Source organism: Microbacterium sp. 1262 (assembly GCF_040544895.1).
GTDB classification, from domain to species: domain Bacteria; phylum Actinomycetota; class Actinomycetes; order Actinomycetales; family Microbacteriaceae; genus Microbacterium; species Microbacterium plantarum.
Genome location: NZ_JBEPKU010000001.1, coordinates 727620 through 748978 on the forward strand (window position 1 = coordinate 727620; position 21359 = coordinate 748978).

19 protein-coding genes and 3 rRNA genes are annotated in these 21359 nt (G+C 64.3%); 19 read left to right on the plus strand and 3 right to left on the minus strand.

Annotated elements, in window-relative coordinates; translation table 11 throughout:
- Positions 1 to 57: 57 nt before the first annotated feature.
- The 5 genes from nrdH to ABIC53_RS03485 all read left to right on the plus strand — a co-directional run bounded on the left by nrdH (position 58) and on the right by ABIC53_RS03485 (position 5402).
- Entirely contained in the window at positions 58 to 291 is a 234-nt protein-coding gene (gene nrdH / locus ABIC53_RS03465) for a glutaredoxin-like protein NrdH (RefSeq protein WP_023954603.1), read from the plus strand.
- Positions 292 to 294: 3 nt separating this feature from the next.
- Positions 295 to 744 carry a class Ib ribonucleoside-diphosphate reductase assembly flavoprotein NrdI gene (gene nrdI / locus ABIC53_RS03470; protein WP_103842516.1) on the plus strand — a complete coding sequence of 150 codons (450 nt, stop codon included), beginning with the start codon at positions 295 to 297 and terminating at the stop codon, positions 742 to 744.
- The gene (gene nrdE, locus ABIC53_RS03475; RefSeq protein ID WP_354450436.1) at positions 714 to 2882 is read left to right on the plus strand and encodes a class 1b ribonucleoside-diphosphate reductase subunit alpha; all 2169 of its coding nucleotides are present in this window, start codon (positions 714 to 716) and stop codon (positions 2880 to 2882) included. The genes nrdI and nrdE overlap by 31 nt, the downstream gene beginning before the upstream one ends.
- A 35-nt stretch (positions 2883 to 2917) precedes the next feature.
- Entirely contained in the window at positions 2918 to 3895 is a 978-nt protein-coding gene (gene nrdF / locus ABIC53_RS03480) for a class 1b ribonucleoside-diphosphate reductase subunit beta (RefSeq protein ID WP_094259728.1), read from the plus strand.
- A 337-nt stretch (positions 3896 to 4232) separates the two neighbouring features.
- Positions 4233 to 5402 carry an RtcB family protein gene (locus ABIC53_RS03485; protein WP_354450438.1) on the plus strand — a complete coding sequence of 390 codons (1170 nt, stop codon included), beginning with the start codon at positions 4233 to 4235 and terminating at the stop codon, positions 5400 to 5402.
- A gap of 137 nt (positions 5403 to 5539) precedes the next feature.
- Here the strand turns inward: ABIC53_RS03485 and ABIC53_RS03490 are convergent, their stop codons facing one another.
- The 3 genes from ABIC53_RS03490 to ABIC53_RS03500 all read right to left on the minus strand — a co-directional run bounded on the left by ABIC53_RS03490 (position 5540) and on the right by ABIC53_RS03500 (position 7650).
- Positions 5540 to 6847 carry an MFS transporter gene (locus ABIC53_RS03490; protein ID WP_323987754.1) on the minus strand — a complete coding sequence of 436 codons (1308 nt, stop codon included), beginning with the start codon at positions 6845 to 6847 and terminating at the stop codon, positions 5540 to 5542.
- A 44-nt stretch (positions 6848 to 6891) separates the two neighbouring features.
- Entirely contained in the window at positions 6892 to 7320 is a 429-nt protein-coding gene (locus ABIC53_RS03495) for a MarR family winged helix-turn-helix transcriptional regulator (protein WP_354450440.1), read from the minus strand.
- A gap of 114 nt (positions 7321 to 7434) precedes the next feature.
- A complete protein-coding gene (locus ABIC53_RS03500; protein ID WP_282501071.1) occupies positions 7435 to 7650 on the minus strand; it encodes a hypothetical protein in 216 nt (71 codons plus the stop codon).
- A 39-nt stretch (positions 7651 to 7689) separates the two neighbouring features.
- On the opposite strand from ABIC53_RS03500, the gene ABIC53_RS03505 reads away from it, so the two are divergent.
- The 14 genes from ABIC53_RS03505 (at position 7690) to ABIC53_RS03570 (ending at position 21356) form a co-directional block, all read left to right on the plus strand.
- Positions 7690 to 8115, plus strand: a complete 426-nt coding sequence (locus ABIC53_RS03505; RefSeq protein WP_354450442.1) for a MarR family winged helix-turn-helix transcriptional regulator — start codon at positions 7690 to 7692, stop codon at positions 8113 to 8115.
- A 22-nt stretch (positions 8116 to 8137) separates the two neighbouring features.
- Positions 8138 to 8599, plus strand: coding sequence for a DUF3817 domain-containing protein (locus ABIC53_RS03510; protein WP_112617002.1), 462 nt, complete (start codon positions 8138 to 8140; stop codon positions 8597 to 8599).
- 9 nt (positions 8600 to 8608) lie between these two features.
- Positions 8609 to 9019, plus strand: a complete 411-nt coding sequence (locus ABIC53_RS03515) for a DoxX family protein (protein ID WP_354450445.1) — start codon at positions 8609 to 8611, stop codon at positions 9017 to 9019.
- A gap of 57 nt (positions 9020 to 9076) precedes the next feature.
- Complete coding sequence (locus tag ABIC53_RS03520; RefSeq protein ID WP_112617000.1) at positions 9077 to 9841, plus strand: DUF1684 domain-containing protein; 765 nt, start codon at positions 9077 to 9079, stop codon at positions 9839 to 9841.
- A gap of 80 nt (positions 9842 to 9921) precedes the next feature.
- Positions 9922 to 10452, plus strand: a complete 531-nt coding sequence (locus ABIC53_RS03525) for an ABC transporter substrate-binding protein (RefSeq protein WP_354450447.1) — start codon at positions 9922 to 9924, stop codon at positions 10450 to 10452.
- A gap of 23 nt (positions 10453 to 10475) precedes the next feature.
- Positions 10476 to 11435: an ABC transporter substrate-binding protein gene (locus ABIC53_RS03530; protein ID WP_354452152.1), complete on the plus strand. Its 960-nt coding sequence runs from the start codon at positions 10476 to 10478 to the stop codon at positions 11433 to 11435.
- A 20-nt stretch (positions 11436 to 11455) separates the two neighbouring features.
- Entirely contained in the window at positions 11456 to 12418 is a 963-nt protein-coding gene (locus ABIC53_RS03535) for an ABC transporter permease (RefSeq protein WP_354452154.1), read from the plus strand.
- On the plus strand, positions 12415 to 13290 hold the full coding sequence (locus ABIC53_RS03540; RefSeq protein WP_114588264.1) for an ABC transporter permease: 876 nt from the start codon (positions 12415 to 12417) through the stop codon (positions 13288 to 13290). The genes ABIC53_RS03535 and ABIC53_RS03540 overlap by 4 nt, the downstream gene beginning before the upstream one ends.
- A complete protein-coding gene (locus tag ABIC53_RS03545; protein ID WP_354450449.1) occupies positions 13287 to 14102 on the plus strand; it encodes an ATP-binding cassette domain-containing protein in 816 nt (271 codons plus the stop codon). The genes ABIC53_RS03540 and ABIC53_RS03545 overlap by 4 nt, the downstream gene beginning before the upstream one ends.
- Positions 14099 to 14878, plus strand: coding sequence for an ABC transporter ATP-binding protein (locus ABIC53_RS03550; protein WP_354450451.1), 780 nt, complete (start codon positions 14099 to 14101; stop codon positions 14876 to 14878). The genes ABIC53_RS03545 and ABIC53_RS03550 overlap by 4 nt, the downstream gene beginning before the upstream one ends.
- Before the next feature lie 504 nt (positions 14879 to 15382).
- Positions 15383 to 16902 (plus strand): 16S ribosomal RNA (locus ABIC53_RS03555).
- A 374-nt stretch (positions 16903 to 17276) separates the two neighbouring features.
- Positions 17277 to 20383 (plus strand): 23S ribosomal RNA (locus tag ABIC53_RS03560).
- A gap of 100 nt (positions 20384 to 20483) precedes the next feature.
- Positions 20484 to 20600, plus strand: a 5S ribosomal RNA gene (rrf, locus tag ABIC53_RS03565).
- The 16S, 23S and 5S rRNA genes sit together here, the layout of an rRNA operon.
- A gap of 99 nt (positions 20601 to 20699) precedes the next feature.
- Positions 20700 to 21356, plus strand: a complete 657-nt coding sequence (locus ABIC53_RS03570; protein WP_269266029.1) for a GntR family transcriptional regulator — start codon at positions 20700 to 20702, stop codon at positions 21354 to 21356.
- Positions 21357 to 21359 lie beyond the last annotated feature (3 nt).

The following is a 21359-nucleotide window of genomic DNA, read 5'->3' on the forward strand; positions in this document are numbered from 1 at the left end:
GCTCCGGCAGGTTCTCAGCCGGAGATGCGTAAGAAGCGAAGGGAAACCACACTCGACATGGCGATCACGGTCTACACCAAGCCCTCCTGCGTGCAGTGCAACGCGACGTACCGTGCGCTGGACTCGAAGGGCATCGAATACGACGTCCTCGACCTCTCCGAGGACCCGGCGGCGCTCGAGCGCGTCAAGTCGCTCGGCTACCTGCAGGCCCCCGTCGTCATCACCGACGAGGACCACTGGTCGGGCTTCCGTCCCGACAAGATCGACGAGCTGGCCGCTCGCTTCGCCTGAGCCATGAGCGCGGCGGTCGCGACGCGGGCGCCTCTGCTCGTGTACTTCTCGAGCGTATCCGGCAACACCGCGCGATTCATCGACAAGCTCGGACTGCCGGCGCTCCGCATCCCCCTTCACTCCTCACCGACGCCCCTCGTCATGACCGAGCCCTTCGTGCTCGTCACCCCCACCTACGGCGGGGGACAGGGGCGCGGTGAGGAGAAGGGTGCGGTGCCCAAGCAGGTCGTTCGCTTCCTGAACGACGTGCGCAACCGCACCCTCCTCCGGGGAGTCATCTCCACCGGCAACACGAATTTCGGCGAGTCGTACTGCCTCGCCGGCGACATCATCAGTCGCAAGTGCTCCGTGCCGCACTTGGACAAGGTGGAACTGTTCGGCACGCCCGAAGACGTCGAGCGCGTGAGCGCAGGATTGGAACGATGGTGGAATCAGCACTGGAAACAGCCTTGACCGATAACGGCTTCAAGGTCGACGCGCGCTTCGACGGGCTCGACTACCACGCCCTCAACGCGATGCTCAACCTCTACGGCGCGGACGGCAAGATCCAGTTCGACGCCGACAAGCGCGCCGCGCGGGAGTACTTCCTCCAGCACGTCAACCAGAACACGGTCTTCTTCCACTCCCTCAAGGAGCGTCTCGACTACCTCGTCGAGAAGGAGTACTACGAGCCCAAGGTCATCGAGAAGTACTCGCTCGAGTTCATCCAGAAGCTCAACGACTTCGCCTACGGCAAGAAGTTCCGCTTCGAGACCTTCCTCGGCGCGTTCAAGTACTACACGAGCTACACGCTGAAGACCTTCGACGGCAAGCGCTACCTCGAGCGCTTCGAGGACCGCGTCGTCATGACCGCCCTCGGCCTCGCCGACGGTGACGAGAACCTCGCGATGCAGCTCGTCGACGAGATCATCTCGGGTCGTTTCCAGCCCGCCACCCCGACGTTCCTCAACACGGGCAAGGCACAGCGCGGCGAGCTCGTGTCGTGCTTCCTGCTCCGCATCGAAGACAACATGGAGTCGATCGCCCGCGGCATCAACTCCGCCCTGCAGCTCTCGAAGCGCGGCGGCGGCGTCGCCCTGCTGCTGTCGAACATCCGCGAGGCCGGTGCTCCGATCAAGCAGATCGAGAACCAGTCGTCGGGCATCATCCCCGTCATGAAGCTGCTCGAAGACAGCTTCAGCTACGCCAACCAACTCGGCGCGCGTCAGGGAGCCGGCGCGGTGTACCTGTCGGCGCACCACCCCGACATCCTCAAGTTCCTCGACACCAAGCGCGAGAACGCCGACGAGAAGATCCGCATCAAGACGCTGTCGCTGGGTGTCGTCATCCCCGACATCACCTTCGAGCTCGCCAAGAACGGCGAGGACATGTACCTGTTCTCGCCCTACGACGTCGAGAAGGTCTACGGCGTTCCGTTCGGCGACATCTCGGTCACCGAGAAGTACCGCGAGATGGTCGACGACGCGCGTATCAAGAAGACGAAGATCAACGCTCGTGAGTTCTTCCAGACCCTCGCCGAGATCCAGTTCGAGTCGGGCTACCCGTACATCATGTTCGAGGACACGGTGAACAAGGCCAACCCGATCAAGGGTCGGATCAACATGTCGAACCTGTGCTCGGAGATCCTTCAGGTCAACACACCGACGACGTACAACGAGGACCTCTCGTACGCCCAGATCGGCAAGGACATCTCCTGCAACCTCGGGTCGATGAACATCGCCCTCGCGATGGACGGCAAGGACCTCGCCCAGACCGTCGAGACCAGCATCCGCGCCCTCACCGCGGTCAGCGACCAGAGCCACATCGCCTCGGTCCGCTCGATCGAGGACGGCAACGACCGTTCGCACGCGATCGGTCTCGGGCAGATGAACCTGCACGGTTACCTGGCGCGTGAGCACGTCTTCTACGGCTCGGAAGAGGGCCTGGACTTCACGAACATCTACTTCTACACGGTGCTGTTCCACGCGCTGCGGGCCTCGAACAAGATCGCGATCGAGCGCGGCACGTACTTCGAGGGCTTCCCCGACTCGACCTACGCGTCGGGCGAGTTCTTCGACAAGTACATCGAGCAGGAGTGGGCGCCCCAGACCGACAAGGTGAAGGGTCTGTTCGACGGCATCCACATCCCGACGCAGGACGACTGGCGCGAGCTGAAGGCATCCATCCAGCAGCACGGCATCTACAACCAGAACCTGCAGGCGGTGCCCCCGACCGGCTCGATCTCGTACATCAACAACTCGACGTCGTCGATTCACCCGATCGCGTCGAAGATCGAGATCCGCAAGGAAGGCAAGCTCGGCCGCGTCTACTACCCGGCGCCGTTCATGACGAACGACAACCTCGAGTACTACGAGGACGCGTACGAGATCGGCTACGAGAAGGTCATCGACACCTACGCCGCCGCGACCCAGCACGTCGACCAGGGTCTGTCGCTCACGCTGTTCTTCAAGGACACCGCGACCACGCGCGACATCAACAAGGCCCAGATCTACGCCTGGCGCAAGGGCATCAAGACGATCTACTACATCCGCCTGCGGCAGATGGCGCTCGAGGGCACCGACATGTCCGAGTGCGTCAGCTGCATGCTGTGACGGATGCCGGAACCCGAACCAGGAACTGAAGCGACATGACTCCCGAACCGCTCAAGCTCGTCGACCACGTGCAGGCGATCAACTGGAACCGCATCCAGGACGATAAAGACCTCGAAGTCTGGAACCGTCTGGTGAACAACTTCTGGCTGCCCGAGAAGGTGCCGCTGTCGAACGACATCCAGTCGTGGAACACGCTGACGCCCGATGAGCAGACGCTCACCATGCGCGTGTTCACGGGGCTGACGCTCCTCGACACGATCCAGGGCACCGTGGGCGCCGTCTCGCTCATCCCCGATGCGATCACGCCGCACGAGGAGGCCGTCTACACGAACATCGCGTTCATGGAGTCGGTGCACGCGAAGAGCTACTCGTCGATCTTCTCGACGCTCGCCTCGACGCCCGAGATCGACGACGCGTTCCGCTGGTCGGTCGAGAACCCGAACCTTCAGAAGAAGGCCTCGATCGTCATGGATTACTACCGTGGCGACGAGCCGCTCAAGCGCAAGGTCGCCTCGACCCTGCTCGAGTCGTTCCTCTTCTACTCGGGGTTCTACCTGCCCCTGCACTGGTCGGCGAAGGCGAAGCTGACGAACACCGCCGACATCATCCGCCTCATCATCCGTGACGAGGCCGTGCACGGCTACTACATCGGCTACAAGTTCCAGAAGGGCTACGAGCAGCTCACGCAGGCCGAGCGCGACGAGATCAAGGACTACACGTTCTCGCTGCTCTACGAGCTCTACGACAACGAGGTGCAGTACACGCAGGACCTCTACGACGCCGTCGGGCTGACCGAAGACGTCAAGAAGTTCCTGCACTACAACGCCAACAAGGCGCTGATGAACCTCGGCTTCGAGGCGATGTTCCCCGCCACGGTCACCAACGTGAACCCGGCGATCCTCTCGGCCCTGTCGCCGAACGCCGACGAGAATCATGACTTCTTCTCGGGGTCGGGTTCGTCGTACGTCATCGGCAAGGCCGAGGCCACCGAAGACGAGGACTGGGACTTCTGAGCCGACTCGCGCACGAAAGCGGCGCGTGTGACGGGAGCGCTCCGGCGATTCCCGGCGCACGCGCCGCTTTTTCGTTGACGCCGCGCCACGCCCACGCATAGGGTTGCGACGCCGCGCGAATCCGCACGGCATCACCGGAGGAACGACATGACCACGCGCAACGAGCGCCTGATCGCAGCGGACCTGGGCCAGTTCCAGCTCCGCAATGAGTCGTACCCTCCGGTGCGAGACGTCTGACCCGCCACTGTCAGCACGCCCCGCACCGCACAGGTCCGGGGCGTTCGTGTGTTCCTCTCCATGCGCCCGTTCCCGGACCGTCATCACAAGGAAAGGAACCATGGAGAAGCTCTCGAACAGGCTGCTGTCGTGGGCGAGCATCATCGACGAGAAGACCCTCGATCAGGCTCGCACCGCGTCTGGCATGCCGTTCATCCACCCGCATCTGGCGCTCATGCCCGATGCACACCTCGGCAAGGGGGCGACCGTCGGGTCGGTCATCCCGACGCTCGGGGCGATCATGCCGGCTGCCGTCGGCGTCGACATCGGGTGCGGCATGATCGCCGTCCGCACGCAGTTCACGAAGTCGCAGCTGCTCGGCCGCGACCTGGGGACGCTGCGTGAGCAGATCGAGCGGGCGATTCCGCTGTCGGCCGGTCGCGACAACCGCAAGGTCGTCGCGACCGCGGAGCCGCGCATCGCCGAGCTGGAGGAGCTCGCCGAGAAGCACGAGTTCGACCCCGCGCGCTACGCCGGACACTGGCGCAACCAGCTCGGGTCGCTCGGCTCGGGCAACCACTTCATCGAGGTGTCGGTCGACGAGACCGACGCGGTGTGGATGTTCCTGCATTCCGGCTCGCGGGGAGTGGGCAACAGAATCGCGACGCACCACATCGGCGTCGCTCAACGGCTCGCGAAGCAGTGGTGGATCGACCTGCCCGATCCCGACCTGGCGTACCTCGTCGAGGGCACGGAGGAGTTCCGGCGCTACATCCGCGAGCTCCGGTGGGCGCAGCACTTCGCGCTCCTGAACCGCGAGGAGATGATGGACCGCGTCGCCCGTCAGCTGTCCGAGACGATGGGCGCCGACGTCGAGGAGCTCGAGCGCATCAACTGCCACCACAACTTCACCGAGAGCGAGAGGCACTTCGGCAAGCAGGTGTGGGTGTCGCGCAAGGGCGCGATTCAGGCGGATGCCGGCCGGCCCGGCCTCATCCCGGGATCCATGGGCACGGCGTCGTACGTCGTCTCGGGGCTCGGCAACCCGCTGTCACTGAACTCGTCGCCGCACGGGGCGGGGCGGGAGTACTCGCGGTCGGCCGCGCGCCGAACCTTCACGCACGACCAGCTGCGTGAGGCCATGATGGGCATCGAGTTCCGCGACACGGATGCGTTCATCGACGAGATCCCGCAGGCTTACAAGCCGATCGATCGCGTCATGGCGGATGCCGCCGACCTCGTCGAGGTGCGGCACACGCTGCGTCAGCTGGTCAACGTGAAGGGCGACTGACCCTCGTCGTGACGGATGGGAGGGGCGGATTCTGCGGCATCCGCCCCTCCCTACCCGCGGTACCGGAGCAGACCTGCACAAAGGAGGTGGCCCAGGGGGAAATCACCCTCCGTTGTGCGGATCTCCTCCGGAAGCGGTCAGGCGTCGCCCTGGCCGATATCGGCGGCCTCGGCGAGCGCGGTCTCGTGCGGGCGGCCGAGGTGGCTGAGGGTCCGGCCGGCGAAGGCGAGGATCGCGATCGCGACGATGAGCGCGGCGACACCGAGCCAGTAGGGCGCACTCGGGGTGATCGCGGCGGCGAGGGGGCCGGCCACGGCGGGAGCGATCGCGCCGCCGATGAAGCGCACGCCCGAGTAGGTGCCGCTCGCGACGTTCCGGGGGAGGTCGGTGGCTTCCATGACAGCCTCGGTCAGCGCGGTGTTCAGCACGCCGAGGAACAGACCGGCCACGATGACGGTGACGATCAGCACGGTGGCGCTGTCGATGCCGATCGCGAGGACGGCCTCGGCGACGGCCAGCAGCCCGAGCATCGTGAAGAGAACGGGCCGCAGGCCGAGCCGCCGGGTCAGCACGGGAGCTGCGAGCACTGACGTCAGTGCGACGGCGAGCCCCCAGCCGAAGAAGACGAGTCCGAGCTCGTGGGCTCCGAACGTCATCCCGGCCTGCGCCGCGGCGGACTCGATGGGATACGGGCTATAGGCCAGCAGCACGAAGAACGCGACGTTGTAGAAGAACGCCGTCAGCGACAGCGTCAGCAGGGCCGGGTTGCGCAGCGCGCGGAACGACGCGAGAAGCGACACCTTCGCCGGCGCGGCGGCACCGGCCGCCCGCGCGGGGGAGCGGAACACGACGAGGATCGCGAGCAACGCGATGGCCATGAGTGCGGCGGTGCCGAAGAAGGGACCGCGCCACGACAGGTCGCCGAGCGCGCCGCCGAGGAGCGGTCCGACCGCCAGGCCGATGCCGAGGGATGCCTCGTACAGCACGATCGCCTGACGGCTTCCGCCGCTCGCGGCTCCGACGATCGCGGCCAACGCCGTCGCGATGAAGAGCGCGTTGCCGATTCCCCAGCCGGCGCGGAAGCCGATGATCTCGACCACGCCGCCGGAGAGTCCTGCTGCCGCGGCGAACACGACGATCAGGGCGAGCCCGAGCAGCAGGGTCTTCTTGACGCCGAGCCTCGACGACACCCAGCTCGCGAACAACATGACGATGCCGGTGATGAAGAGGTAGCTGGTGAAGAGCAGCATCGTCTCGGATGGCGTTGCATCCAGCTCGCGGCTGATCGCCGGGAGGATCGGATCGACCAGACCGATGCCCATGAACGACACCGTGCAGGCGAAGGCGATCGCCCATACCGCGACGGGTTGGCGCCAGATGGACGCCTTCGCGGTCTCGGCTGTCGCCTTCGTCTGATCGCCGGTCGCGGGCCGTTCTGTATGCATCGCGCTGGTCACGCGCACCTTCCTCTCTTCGGGGTCTGTGGTGGTCATCGCAGTTCCGGCTCCTCGAGCAGCCCTGCAAGGAGCTCGGCAGCGCGCGCAAGGGTGGATCGGTCGGCGGCGCTGAGCCTCGCCCAAGCCGGCCCGGTCACCTCGAGCGCCTGCGAGCGGAACGCCTCGAACTGGCGCCGCCCCTCCGCGGTGATCGACACGAGCGAGGCCCGGCCGTCCTCGGGGTCGGCTGCGCGCTCGACGAGCCCCTCCGCTTCCATCCGACGCACCAGCGTCGTCATGGTGGGCTGGCTGACGCGTTGCCACTCGGCCAGGTCGCTCACCCGCGTGGGGCCGAGCTCGTCGAGGGCGGCGAGCGCACGCCACGTTCCCGCGGCGGCGGCGACCTCGACCCGGCGGGCCACAGCACGGTTGAACCGGCTCGACGCCGACATCAGGAGGATGGGGGAGTCGGAGAACTGCATAGCTCAACTATACAACATGCATAGAGGAGCTATCTAAAAGGCTCGACCCCCGAAAATGACGAAGCCCCCGGCATCCTCCTCGCGAGAGAGGATGCCGGGGGCATTCGCGTGGCGTCAGCGGCCGCCGTTGATCAGCCCGAGCCATTGACCGAACGGCTTCTCGCCGCGGATGTCGGTGTGTTGCTCGTTCTGCTCTTCGTTCGTGATCATGGTGACCTCCCCGCTTCTTCCGTGGAACTCATCATGAACATCGGCTCGCGTCGGCGCGCGGTCCTTGACGAACGACGCTCGGCGCGTTAGGCGCGCGACACAGCTTTTCTCGGTCGCCATCACCGCACGAGAGAGCCCGCGCCTCCTACAATCGTGACCGTGTCGGAAACTCCTGCCCTCACGCGCGAGCCGCGCTTCAGCCCGGTCATCGCGCTCATCGCCGTCTCGGCGTCGTGGGAAGGCCGGCTCTCCGCAGCCCTGCGCGACCTCGGCCTGTCCACCCGCAAGTTCGGCCTGCTCGGGCACATCGGCTCGGAGCCCGGGATCTCGTTCTCCGAGCTCGCCCGCCGGTCGCACATCACGGTGCAGTCCGCGCACACCGCGGTGCGCACCCTCGTCGACGAAGGGCTCGTCGCCGATGCGACCGCGCACGCCGGCTCGGCATCCGATCTGCGCATCACAGCGAAAGGCATCGCCGTCATGGAGCAAGCCCACGAGCGGCTGCTCGAGCTCGACGCCACGCTCAGCGACAACATGCCGGGCCTGGCCTCGTCGATGGACGGCATCCGCGCAGGAATCGTCTAAGTCCGCTGGATAGGGTTCGAGGGTGTTCCGAACCCCGCTGACCGCTTTCCGTTCTCTGGCGATCGCCGAGGCATTCTCGTGGACGCTGCTCATCCTGGGCCTCATCCTCCGGTCCGCCTTCGACCTTCCGATCGCCGTGACGATCGGCGGGGGCATCCATGGCTTCGTGTTCCTCTGCTACGGCGCGACCGCGGTCCTCGTCGCGTGGAACAACCGGTGGTCGCTCGTCCCGACGATCTGCGCCGTCGCCGCCGCCGTGGTCCCGTACGCGACCGTGCCGACGGAGATCGTGCTCCGTCGTCGCGGGCTCCTCGAGGGGGAGTGGCGCACCGAGGCGACCGACGACCCGCGCGACCAGCGGGCAGTCGACCGATTCCTCCGGTGGTTCGTCCGCCGTCCGGCGGTGCTCGCCGTGATCCTCGCGGTCGGCATCATCGCGGCGTACGTCGTGCTGCTGGTGATCGGACCTCCCGGACGGGCGTAACGTGATCGGATGCTGCGCATCGTTGCCCGCTTCGCCCTTGCCGCTCTGCTGATCGTCGCGGGAGCCGCGCATCTGACCGTGCTCCGGCGGGGGTATCGCATCGCGGTGCCCGACTGGGCGACGCGGCTGCTGCACACCGACAAGGACATGATCGTCGTCGCCAGCGGCGCGGTCGAGATCATGCTCGGCACCGGGCTCATCGCGCTGCCGCGCGAGCGCCGACGCATCGCCGCCGCGATCGCCGCCTTCTTCGTCGCGGTGCTCCCGGGCAACATCCACCAATGGCGCACCGGAGCCGCGGCTCCCGGCCTCGACACCGACACGCGGCGATTCGGCCGCCTCTTCCTCCAGCCGGTGCTCGTCGCCTGGGCGCTGTGGGTGGGCGGCCCCGCGCGCGATACGTCAGCGTCGTCGCGCTGACGACGCAATACGCGGACACGGAATTTCTCGGGACGGCCCCGCGTTTGGTTGCCTGTCATGGTGAGCACATCCGCATCCGCAGCAGCATCCGTCTCTTCGGCTGAGTCCGACTACCGAGCCTGGGCGGCCTACCGCCGGGAATCGGTCGCAGCTCCGCAAGGGTCCCTCGCCCTCGTGCTCACGCACTGGTCGGCTCCGGGCGAGCCCGCCGTCGACGACGAGACGGCGCGTGCGGGGCATCCGGTCGACGCGCTGCTCACCCGACTGCAGCGAACCGACATCGAGACCGGTCTTCCGCAGGAGGGCTACCGCATCTGGCGGCAGGACTCGCCCGCCAACGAAGCGTTCGAGGACATCGAGCGCTGGGAGTACGACCCGGCCTGGGTCATCGAGGGCCGCTTCGAGCTCGTCGACGAAGACCGCGTGGTCCCCTTCGAGCACATCAAGGACGGCGGCGCGACGCGGGGCCTCCCGGTCTCGGGCGACCTGGTCTTTGAGATCGACGGCACCGAGTACCGACTCGCCGCGTTCGACACCAACTACGGCGGTCCCAAGCTGCACCTCGTCTTCGGCGACCAGACCAACGGGGCCGAGTCCTACGGCGCCGGTCGCTTCCTCTTCCTCGACCACCCCGGCGCGACCGGCGACCTGGCCCCCGGCGACAGCACGCCGGTCACGGTCGACTTCAACCGGGCCGTCGTTCCGCCATGCGGCTTCTCGAACCAGATGAACTGCCCCCTCCCGCCGCTGCAGAACCGACTGCCCTTCCCGGTCCGTGCCGGGGAGAAGAAGGTCCGGTTCGCCGGCGACTTCTCGCTCTGACCTTTCTCCCGCACCACTCGAAACGGCGGAGCGCCCGCACCTCGCTCCGCCGCCCCCCTCCACACAGCAAAGGAACACCCGTGACTTCACGCGGCTTCTCCCGGATCGTCGCCGCCACCGCGGCAGCGACGGCCGGTCTTCTCGTCCTGGCCGGATGCTCCGGATCCACCGAGCCGGCTGGTTCGGCCGGCGCGAGCGACCCGAATGCCGAGATCGTCGTCGGATCGCAGAACGAGCCGACCAACCTCGACCAGATCTTCGGCGGCTCATCCGGGGTCACCGAGGTCTTCACGGGGAACGTGTACGAGGGTCTGTTCCGGATCACCGATGACGCTCAGGTCGAGCCCCTTCTGGCAGCCGAGACGACGGTGTCGCCAGACGGGCTGGTGTACACCTTCACCCTCGAGGACGCGACCTTCCACTCGGGTAAGGAGCTCACCGCGGATGACGTGAAGTACAGCCTCGAGCGCTTCGTGGGCGACGAGTCGATCGCGGCGCGCAAGCGCCAGCTGAGCGTCATCGACACCGTCACGGCGGTCGACGACAAGACCGTCGAGGTGACCCTCTCGCAGCCCTCGATCAGCTTCACCTACAACCTGGGCTACGTCTGATCGTCAACGAGGATGCCGGCGACCTGACGGCGACTGCCGACGGCACCGGTCCCTACGAGCTCGGTGACTACCGCAAGGGCGACTCGATCACCCTCGACGTCAACGACGCGTACTGGGGCGACGCGCCGAAGAACGGCGGAGTCGTCTACCAGTACTACGCCGACCCGACGGCCCTGAACAACGCTCTGACGACCGGCGCGGTCGACCTCGTCACGAGCCAGTCGAACCCCGACAGCATCGCCGAGTTCGAGGCCGCCGGCTTCCAGGTCATCGAGGGCACCTCGACGACGAAGGAGCTGCTGGCGTTCAACGACCGGATCGCTCCGTTCAACGACGCGCGCGTGCGCAAGGCGATCTACTCGGCTATCGACCGCGAGAAGCTGCTCGATGCGATCTGGGACGGCCGCGGCGAACTCATCGGCTCGATGGTGCCGCCCTCCGAGCCCTGGTACCTCGACCTCGCGGACAACAACCCCTACGACCCGGCGCTGTCGGAGAAGCTCCTCGCCGAGGCCGGTCAGCCGGGAGGGTTCACGTTCACCGTCGACACCCCCGACTCGGGCGTGCACTCGACGGTGGCCGAGTTCCTGAAGTCGGAGCTCGCGAAGGTCGGAATCACGCTGAACATCAACATCATCACCGACGACGAGTGGTACCAGAAGGTCTACACCGAGAAGAACTTCGAGGCCACGCTGCAGGGCCACGTCAACGACCGCGACATCAACTTCTACGGCAACCCCGACTTCTACTGGGGCTACGACAACACCGATGTGCAGACGTGGCTCGCGGACTCCGAGGCGGCCGCATCCGTCGACGAGCAGACCGAGCTGATCAAGAAGGCGAACCAGCAGATCTCGGATGACGCGGCCAGTGTGTGGCTCTACCTCAACCCGCAGCTGCGCATCGCGGCCGAGGGCGTGTCGGGCGTGCCCAAGAATGGACTGAACTCGTTGTTCTACGTCTCCGACATCACGAAGGCCTGATCTCCATCACCCGGTATCTGATTCGACGGACAGGATTGCTGCTGCTGGCCTTCGCGCTGGCGGTGGTGATCCTGTTCGTCGTGCTGCGCGTTCTCGGCAACCCGGTTTTCGCCCTCATCTCGGTGGGGGCGACGGACGCCGAGATCGCGGCCGCCGCCGCCCGGCTCGGCGTCGATCGGCCGATCCCGGAGCAGTTCCTGGCCTACCTCGGCCAACTCGCGAGCTTCGACCTGGGGCGATCGTTCACGAACAACCTGCCGGTGGGCGACGAGATCCTCCGTCGGCTGAACGTCACGCTGCCCCTGACGCTCATCGCGTTCGTCCTGTCGGTGCTGATCGCGGTGCCGGTGGGGTTCATCGCGGCGTGGAAGGCACGCACCTGGTACGGGACCGCCTTCTCGGCCGTGTCGCAGCTCGGCGGAGCGATCCCGGTCTTCTGGGTCGGCATCCTGCTCGTCGCGGTGTTCGCGCTGAACTGGCGATTGCTGCCGGCGGGCGGCTTCCCGCGGCGCGACTGGGAGGACCCCGGCGCCGCGCTCGTCTCGCTCACGCTCCCGGTGCTCACGATCGCGCTCGTGGCGGGCAGCGATCTCGCGCGGTACGTCCGCAGCGCGACGCTCGACGTGCTCGGCCAGCAGTATCTGCGCGCGGCTCGGGCCACGGGGCAGAGCTTCGCCACGGCGATCTGGCGTCACGGCGTGCGCAACGCCGTCGTCCCGTTGATCTCGATCCTCGCGATCCAGCTGTCGACGACTTTCGTCGGCGCCGTCATCATCGAGCGGGTCTTTGCGCTCCCCGGTCTCGGCGACATGCTGCTGGTCGGCATCAAGGAGCAGGACTTCCCGAGCGTCCAGGGGGTGCTGCTCTTCTCGACCGCCCTCGTGCTGCTGCTCGGCTTCGCGGCCGACATCACGCAGCGCATCATCGACCCGCGACTGCGCGACACGATCTCGGGCAATCGCAGAGCGAAGGCGGCGGCATGACAGCGACGACCCTTCCGGACTCGGGTGCCGTCAGGGCGCCCGGGCGCGGGCGCCCGCGACGCCGGCGCTCGGTGAACCTCGCCGTCGGCGGCATCCTGTTCGGTGCCATCGCGGTGATCGGCCTGATCTCGCTGCTGTGGACCCCGTTCACCTTCGACGACACCAGCGGCGGCCGGCTGCAGCCGCCGTCCGCCGAGCACTGGGCCGGAACCGACCGCCTCGGGCGCGACCTCTTCACGCAACTCATGATCGGGGCGCGGCTCGCGCTGACCGTCGGATTCGGGTCGGTGCTGATCGCGGCCATCGTCGGCATCGGGCTCGGTCTGCTCGCGGCTGTGGCCCGGCGGTGGGTCGATGATGCGCTCACGAGCCTGCTCGACATCGCGATCGCCTTTCCGACCCTGCTGCTGGCGATGCTGATCGTCGCCTGGCGCGGGGCATCGGTCGACTCGGCGATCCTCGCGATCGGTCTCGCCGGCTCGGCGGTGATCGCCCGGCTCACCCGCATCGCCGCGACACGCGTCCTCGCGATGGACTACGTCACCGCCGCTCGAACCTCGGGCACGAGCAGGCTCGGCATCGTGTTCCGACACGTGCTGCGGAACGTCTGGCCGACCCTCATCGTGCCGCTCGCCCTGCAGTTCGGCGGCGCGGTCGGCGCGGAGGCGTCGCTGTCGTACCTCGGGCTCGGCTCCCCGCCGCCCAACGCATCGTGGGGCCGGATGCTCGAGGAGGCGCAGAGCACGGTGCTCGTCGCACCGACGGCGGCGATCCTCCCCGGCGTCCTGCTGGTCGCCTTCATCATCGGCGCGAACCTGCTGGCCGACGGCCTGCGCGACATCGCCGATCCGACCACGAGGAGCATCGGATGACCGCCGCGCTGACCGCATCCGGTCTCGGCGTCCGGATCGGCGACGACCGCACGCTCGTGCACGGCGTCGACGTGACGCTCGAGCCCGGCGAACGTCTGGGCATCATCGGCGAGTCCGGCTCGGGCAAGTCGCTGACCGCGCTGGCGATGCTCGGTCTGCTCGCGTTTCCGCTGACGCCGTTCGGTTCGGCGACGATCGCGACCCCCGACGGCCGGGTCGAGGTTGTCGGAACCGCCTCGCGCCGCCTCGACCGGGTGCGCGGCCGGACGATCTCGGCGGTCTTCCAGGAGCCGCTCGCCTCGCTCGATCCGCTCATGCGTGTCGGCAGACAGCTGGCGTGGCCGCTCGCCAAGCACCGCGGCCTGAGCGGTGACGGGCTGCGTCGCGGCGTGCGCGATGCGCTCGCGGACGTGCAGCTGCCCGACCCCGAGCGCATCGCGCGATCGTTCATCCACGAGATCTCCGGCGGCCAGCGACAGCGCGTCGCGATCGCGCTCGCCCTGGCCGCCGGGCCGAGCATCCTCATCGCCGACGAGCCGACGACCGCGCTCGACGTGACGGTCCAGGCAGGCATCCTCGATCTGCTCCAGCGCGAGGTGAGCGAGCGAGGGATGACGCTGCTGTTCATCAGCCACGACCTGCCGGTCGTCTCGCGTATCGCCGACCGCGTCCTCGTCATGCGTGATGGGCGTCAGGTCGAGCTCGGCGACACGGCGCAACTGCTCCGGTCTCCCCAGCACGAGTACACCGCGCAACTGGTCGCCGCCTCGCGCGCTCTCGACGACTTCCTGCCGGCGAAGGGAACCCGATGACGGCCGACGGTCGCGCGACACTCGCGCTCGAGCATGTCGACTTCGCCTACGGTCGCAGCGCGAATGTGCTCCACGACGTATCGCTCTCGCTCGCTCCCGGCGAGACCGTCGGGCTCGTGGGGGAGTCGGGCGCGGGGAAGACGTCGGTACTCCGGCTGCTGCTGGGCCTGGCGACGCCGACATCGGGGCGCGCGCTCTTCGAGGGCGCGCCGCTTCGCGGCGCGGACCGTGCACAGATGCGTTCGCTGCGCCGAGCGGTGCAGCCGGTCTACCAGGACCCGTTCTCGTCGCTCGACCCGCGGATGACGGTGGGGCAGTCGATCGCCGAACCGCTGCGGTCCCTCCGCATCACCCGCGACCGATCGCAGCTCGACGCCCGGGTCGCCGAGCTGCTCACGGCGGTCGACCTCGACGCGGATGCCGCGGGCCGCTACCCGGACGCGTTCTCCGGAGGACAGCGCCAGCGGATCGCCATCGCTCGCGCCCTCGCGCCGCGGCCCCGACTGCTGCTGGCGGATGAGCCCGTGAGTGCTCTCGACACGTCTGTGCGCATGCATGTCATCCAGCTGTTCCAGCGGCTCGCGGCAGAGCAGGGCATCGGAATGCTGCTGGTCTCGCACGACCTGACGATCGTGTCGGCGCTGTGCGAGCGGATGACGGTGCTCCGCGCCGGTCGCGTCGTGGAGGAGGGCCCGACGTCGCGGCTGCTCACATCGCCGGCGAACGAGTACACCGCGCAGCTCGTCGACGCCATGCCCCGTCTTCCCGCGGAATGACGCGGATCTGCGGACGCGACACGCCCGGGATGTCGCGTCGCTTTGCCACGATGCCGGGAGCCGCGTAACTTATTACTTGTTCGCCCCACAGGGAAGAGCGAGAGGGCCGGAAGGTCCCGCCTCCCTCAAGCGGAGAACAACCCGAAACAGACGCTTCCGAGCGTCGCAGGTCCAAGACCTGCCACAGGGTCCCCATCACACCCCCGCAACCGACTCGGTCTCCGAGTCTCGTTCTGGAACAGGTCGTCGGTGGGGTATGGTTGTGAAGTTGCCCTCTGGGCTGGCTGTGAGGTCAGTTGGGGGAGCGTCCGATCCTTGAGAACTCAACAGCGTGCACTTGTCAAATGCCAAATAACCTCGACTCCACTTCGGTGGGGTGAGATTCCTTTGGATCAAAGACCTTCCCTTCGGGGGAGGCAACGGATAGTCAGCAATGATTTATCTCTTTGGTCAGCATCAAACTCGCTGCTCCAGTCTTTTTCCGGCTGGTCGCAGCAAATTTTCTTTACGGAGAGTTTGATCCTGGCTCAGGATGAACGCTGGCGGCGTGCTTAACACATGCAAGTCGAACGGTGAAGCAGAGCTTGCTCTGTGGATCAGTGGCGAACGGGTGAGTAACACGTGAGCAATCTGCCCCTGACTCTGGGATAAGCGCTGGAAACGGCGTCTAATACCGGATACGAGCTGCGACCGCATGGTCAGTAGCTGGAAAGAATTTCGGTCAGGGATGAGCTCGCGGCCTATCAGCTTGTTGGTGAGGTAATGGCTCACCAAGGCGTCGACGGGTAGCCGGCCTGAGAGGGTGACCGGCCACACTGGGACTGAGACACGGCCCAGACTCCTACGGGAGGCAGCAGTGGGGAATATTGCACAATGGGCGAAAGCCTGATGCAGCAACGCCGCGTGAGGGATGACGGCCTTCGGGTTGTAAACCTCTTTTAGCAGGGAAGAAGCGAAAGTGACGGTACCTGCAGAAAAAGCGCCGGCTAACTACGTGCCAGCAGCCGCGGTAATACGTAGGGCGCAAGCGTTATCCGGAATTATTGGGCGTAAAGAGCTCGTAGGCGGTCTGTCGCGTCTGCTGTGAAAACCCGAGGCTCAACCTCGGGCCTGCAGTGGGTACGGGCAGACTAGAGTGCGGTAGGGGAGATTGGAATTCCTGGTGTAGCGGTGGAATGCGCAGATATCAGGAGGAACACCGATGGCGAAGGCAGATCTCTGGGCCGTAACTGACGCTGAGGAGCGAAAGGGTGGGGAGCAAACAGGCTTAGATACCCTGGTAGTCCACCCCGTAAACGTTGGGAACTAGTTGTGGGGTCCATTCCACGGATTCCGTGACGCAGCTAACGCATTAAGTTCCCCGCCTGGGGAGTACGGCCGCAAGGCTAAAACTCAAAGGAATTGACGGGGACCCGCACAAGCGGCGGAGCATGCGGATTAATTCGATGCAACGCGAAGAACCTTACCAAGGCTTGACATATAGAGGAAACGTCTGGAAACAGTCGCCCCGCAAGGTCTCTATACAGGTGGTGCATGGTTGTCGTCAGCTCGTGTCGTGAGATGTTGGGTTAAGTCCCGCAACGAGCGCAACCCTCGTTCTATGTTGCCAGCACGTAATGGTGGGAACTCATGGGATACTGCCGGGGTCAACTCGGAGGAAGGTGGGGATGACGTCAAATCATCATGCCCCTTATGTCTTGGGCTTCACGCATGCTACAATGGCCGGTACAAAGGGCTGCAATACCGTGAGGTGGAGCGAATCCCAAAAAGCCGGTCCCAGTTCGGATTGAGGTCTGCAACTCGACCTCATGAAGTCGGAGTCGCTAGTAATCGCAGATCAGCAACGCTGCGGTGAATACGTTCCCGGGTCTTGTACACACCGCCCGTCAAGTCATGAAAGTCGGTAACACCTGAAGCCGGTGGCCCAACCCTTGTGGAGGGAGCCGTCGAAGGTGGGATCGGTAATTAGGACTAAGTCGTAACAAGGTAGCCGTACCGGAAGGTGCGGCTGGATCACCTCCTTTCTAAGGAGCATCTGACTCTTCGGAGTCCAGAACCCAGTTCGAAGGCACATGTTCTTCGCTGGGAGCTCATGGGTGGAACATTTGACATGGTGCGAAGGATGAGGTTCTTCTCTAGTACGCCGCTTGCGGTGGGAACGGGGAGGGTTTCGGAGGTCGCACCTGCACGCTGTTGGGTCCTGAGGGACCGGATGAGAGTCCGCAACCTCTGGGCCTTTTCTTCATGCTGCTTGGGTGGCATGTGGGGAGGGTACCGCCCGTACTTTGAGAACTACACAGTGGACGCGAGCATCTTCGATGCGACACCTTCGGGTGTTGTGTCGTGAAGATGATCTTAAAGATCATTAGTCAATTTTTTGACGATTCAACTCATGTGATTTCAAGTCTTTAAGAGCAAACGGTGGATGCCTTGGCATCTGGAGCCGAAGAAGGACGTAGCAATCTGCGATAAGCCTCGGGGAGTGGATAAGCACACTGTGATCCGAGGGTGTCCGAATGGGGAAACCCCGCTGGGCGGCGTGCCGACCTAGTGACTCCCGCCTGAATATATAGGGCGGGTAGAGGGAACGTGGGGAAGTGAAACATCTCAGTACCCACAGGAAGAGAAAGCAACAGCGATTCCGTTAGTAGTGGCGAGCGAAACCGGATCAGGCTAAACCTTGCGTGTGTGATAGCCGGCAGGCGTTGCACGTTGGGGGTTGTGGGACTTTTCTGATCATTCTGCCGAGTGGTCGACGTTACAAGAAGGTATAGACGAACAGGTTTGAATGCCTGGTCATAGAGGGTGCGAACCCCGTAGTCGAAATGCTTCTCTTGGCGTGAAGAGTATCCCAAGTAGCACGGGGCCCGAGAAATCCCGTGTGAATCTGTCAGGACCACCTGATAAGCCTAAATACTCCCAGATGACCGATAGCGGACAAGTACCGTGAGGGAAAGGTGAAAAGTACCCCGGGAGGGGAGTGAAATAGTACCTGAAACCGTTTGCTTACAAACCGTTGGAGCCTCCTTAGTAGGGGTGACAGCGTGCCTTTTGAAGAATGAGCCTGCGAGTTAGCGATACGTGGCGAGGTTAACCCGTGTGGGGTAGCCGTAGCGAAAGCGAGTCTGAATAGGGCGATTCAGTCGCGTGTCCTAGACCCGAAGCGAAGTGATCTATCCATGGCCAGGTTGAAGCGACGGTAAGACGTCGTGGAGGACCGAACCCACTTAGGTTGAAAACTGAGGGGATGAGCTGTGGATAGGGGTGAAAGGCCAATCAAACTTCGTGATAGCTGGTTCTCTCCGAAATGCATTTAGGTGCAGCGTTGCGTGTTTCTTGCCGGAGGTAGAGCTACTGGATGGCCGATGGGCCCTACAAGGTTACTGACGTCAGCCAAACTCCGAATGCCGGTAAGTGAGAGCGCAGCAGTGAGACTGTGGGGGATAAGCTTCATAGTCGAGAGGGAAACAACCCAGACCACCAACTAAGGTCCCAAAGCGCGTGCTAAGTGGGAAAGGATGTGGAGTTGCTCTGACAACCAGGAGGTTGGCTTAGAAGCAGCCACCCTTGAAAGAGTGCGTAATAGCTCACTGGTCAAGTGATTCCGCGCCGACAATGTAACGGGGCTCAAGCACGCCACCGAAGTTGTGGCATTGACATTATTGGTAGGCCTTCGTGGTCCAGCCGTGTTGATGGGTAGGAGAGCGTCGTGTGCCGGGTGAAGCGGCGGGGTGACCCAGCCGTGGACGGCACACGAGTGAGAATGCAGGCATGAGTAGCGAAAGACGTGTGAGAAACACGTCCTCCGAAAGACCAAGGGTTCCAGGGTCAAGCTAATCTTCCCTGGGTAAGTCGGGACCTAAGGCGAGGCCGACAGGCGTAGTCGATGGACAACGGGTTGATATTCCCGTACCGGCGAAGAACCGCCCAAGCTAATCCAGTGGTGCTAAGAGTCCTAACCCGGGCTTAGTTGATCCCTTCGGGGTGAGACGGTCCGGTCTAACGCTCGACCCCATGCTGGTGCGGCTAGCGTATTAACAGGTGTGACGCAGGAAGGTAGCCCAACCCGGGCGATGGTTGTCCCGGGGCAAGTGCGTAGGCCGAGTCATAGGCAAATCCGTGACTCATCAAGGCTGAGACACGATGCGGATAAAAAGTGGGTGATCCTATGCTGCCGAGAAAAGCATCGACGCGAGGTTCTAGCTGCCCGTACCCCAAACCGACTCAGGTGGTCAGGTAGAGAATACCAAGGAGATCGAGAGAATCGTGGTTAAGGAACTCGGCAAAATGCCCCCGTAACTTCGGGAGAAGGGGGGCCTTCCACTTATTAGGATTTACTCCGAAAGGGTGTGGAGGCCGCAGAGACTAGTGGGTAGCGACTGTTTACTAAAAACACAGGTCCGTGCCAAGTCGCAAGACGATGTATACGGACTGACGCCTGCCCGGTGCTGGAAGGTTAAGAGGACCGGTTAGCCGCAAGGCGAAGCTGAGAATTTAAGCCCCAGTAAACGGCGGTGGTAACTATAACCATCCTAAGGTAGCGAAATTCCTTGTCGGGTAAGTTCCGACCTGCACGAATGGCGTAACGACTTCCCAACTGTCTCAACCGCGAACTCGGCGAAATTGCACTACGAGTAAAGATGCTCGTTACGCGCAGCAGGACGGAAAGACCCCGTGACCTTTACTACAGCTTGGTATTGGTGTTCGGTGTGGCTTGTGTAGGATAGGTGGGAGACTTTGAAGCGGTGACGCCAGTTACCGTGGAGTCATTGTTGAAATACCACTCTGGTCACTCTGGATATCTAACTTCGAACCGTAATCCGGTTCAGGGACAGTGCCTGGTGGGTAGTTTAACTGGGGCGGTTGCCTCCCAAAAAGTAACGGAGGCGCCCAAAGGTTCCCTCAACCTGGTTGGCAATCAGGTGGCGAGTGTAAGTGCACAAGGGAGCTTGACTGTGAGACTGACAGGTCGAGCAGGGACGAAAGTCGGGACTAGTGATCCGGCAGTGGCTTGTGGAAGCGCTGTCGCTCAACGGATAAAAGGTACCTCGGGGATAACAGGCTGATCTTGCCCAAGAGTCCATATCGACGGCATGGTTTGGCACCTCGATGTCGGCTCGTCGCATCCTGGGGCTGGAGTAGGTCCCAAGGGTTGGGCTGTTCGCCCATTAAAGCGGTACGCGAGCTGGGTTTAGAACGTCGTGAGACAGTTCGGTCCCTATCCGCTGCGCGCGTAGGAAATTTGAGAGGATCTGACCCTAGTACGAGAGGACCGGGTTGGACGAACCTCTGGTGTGCCAGTTGTTCCGCCAGGAGCACCGCTGGTTAGCTACGTTCGGGATGGATAACCGCTGAAAGCATCTAAGCGGGAAGCCGGCCTCAAGATGAGATTTCCATGCCTTCGGGCGAGAGGCTCCCAGCCAGACTACTGGGTTGATAGGCCGGATGTGGAAGCGTGGTAACACGTGAAGCTGACCGGTACTAATAAGCCGATGACTTGATAACACACCGTTTTTGGTGCTTGCGTCCACTGAGTGGTTCTCGATGTACGGTCGAGAACCGCATAACGAATTGATCGTTGTGCAGACTGAAACATCAATAGTGTTTCGGCGGCCATAGCGTGAGGGAAACGCCCGGTTACATTCCGAACCCGGAAGCTAAGCCTCACAGCGCCGATGGTACTGCAGGGGGGACCCTGTGGGAGAGTAGGACACCGCCGGACTTCTTTCGTAAGAGGGCCACCCAATGCTGGGTGGCCCTCTTTCGTGCCCCCGGGGCTGTTCGCTTGACGTACTGAGCCAGGTAGTGTGCAATATATTGCATGCCGCTCGTTCCCGTCTCTCGCCCAGCCTCTCTGCGCGACCACGCGTACACGGCGCTTCGCGACGCGATCGTGAGTGGCAGGCTCGAGCCGGGCGCTCGTCTCCGCGATAGCGAGCTCGAGGAGTGGCTCGGGGTCAGCCGTACGCCGATTCGTGAGGCGATCGCCCGTCTGGAGGCCGCGGGGCTCGTCCGGACGCGGCGGGCGAAGGCCACGGAGGTGGCGCCGCTCGATGAGCGCGAGGCTCTCTCGGCGCAGCGTATTGCGGCATCATTGCACGAGTTGGCGGTGCGCGAGGGAGTGCGCCAGCTCACGGCGTCGGACCTCGATGCGATGCGTGCTGCGAACGACCGGTTCGCGGACGCACTGCGCGCGGATGACATCGACGCAGCGCTCGCGGCCGACGACGACTTCCATCGCGTCGCGGTTTCGGCGAGTGCCAACCCTCTTCTCGGCACTCTGCTCGAGCAGGTGACACCCCTTCTGCGACGCCTGGAGCGTGCTCGGTTCTCGAGCCTCGCCGGCCGCGACTCGGTGGCGGCCCATGCCCGCATCATCGAGCTCTGCGCCACCGGCGAGGGCGAGGCGGCCGCTGCAGCGACGCGTGAGAACTGGCTGACGCTCGAACGACTGTTGACCCATCCCGATCCCGCCTGAGCT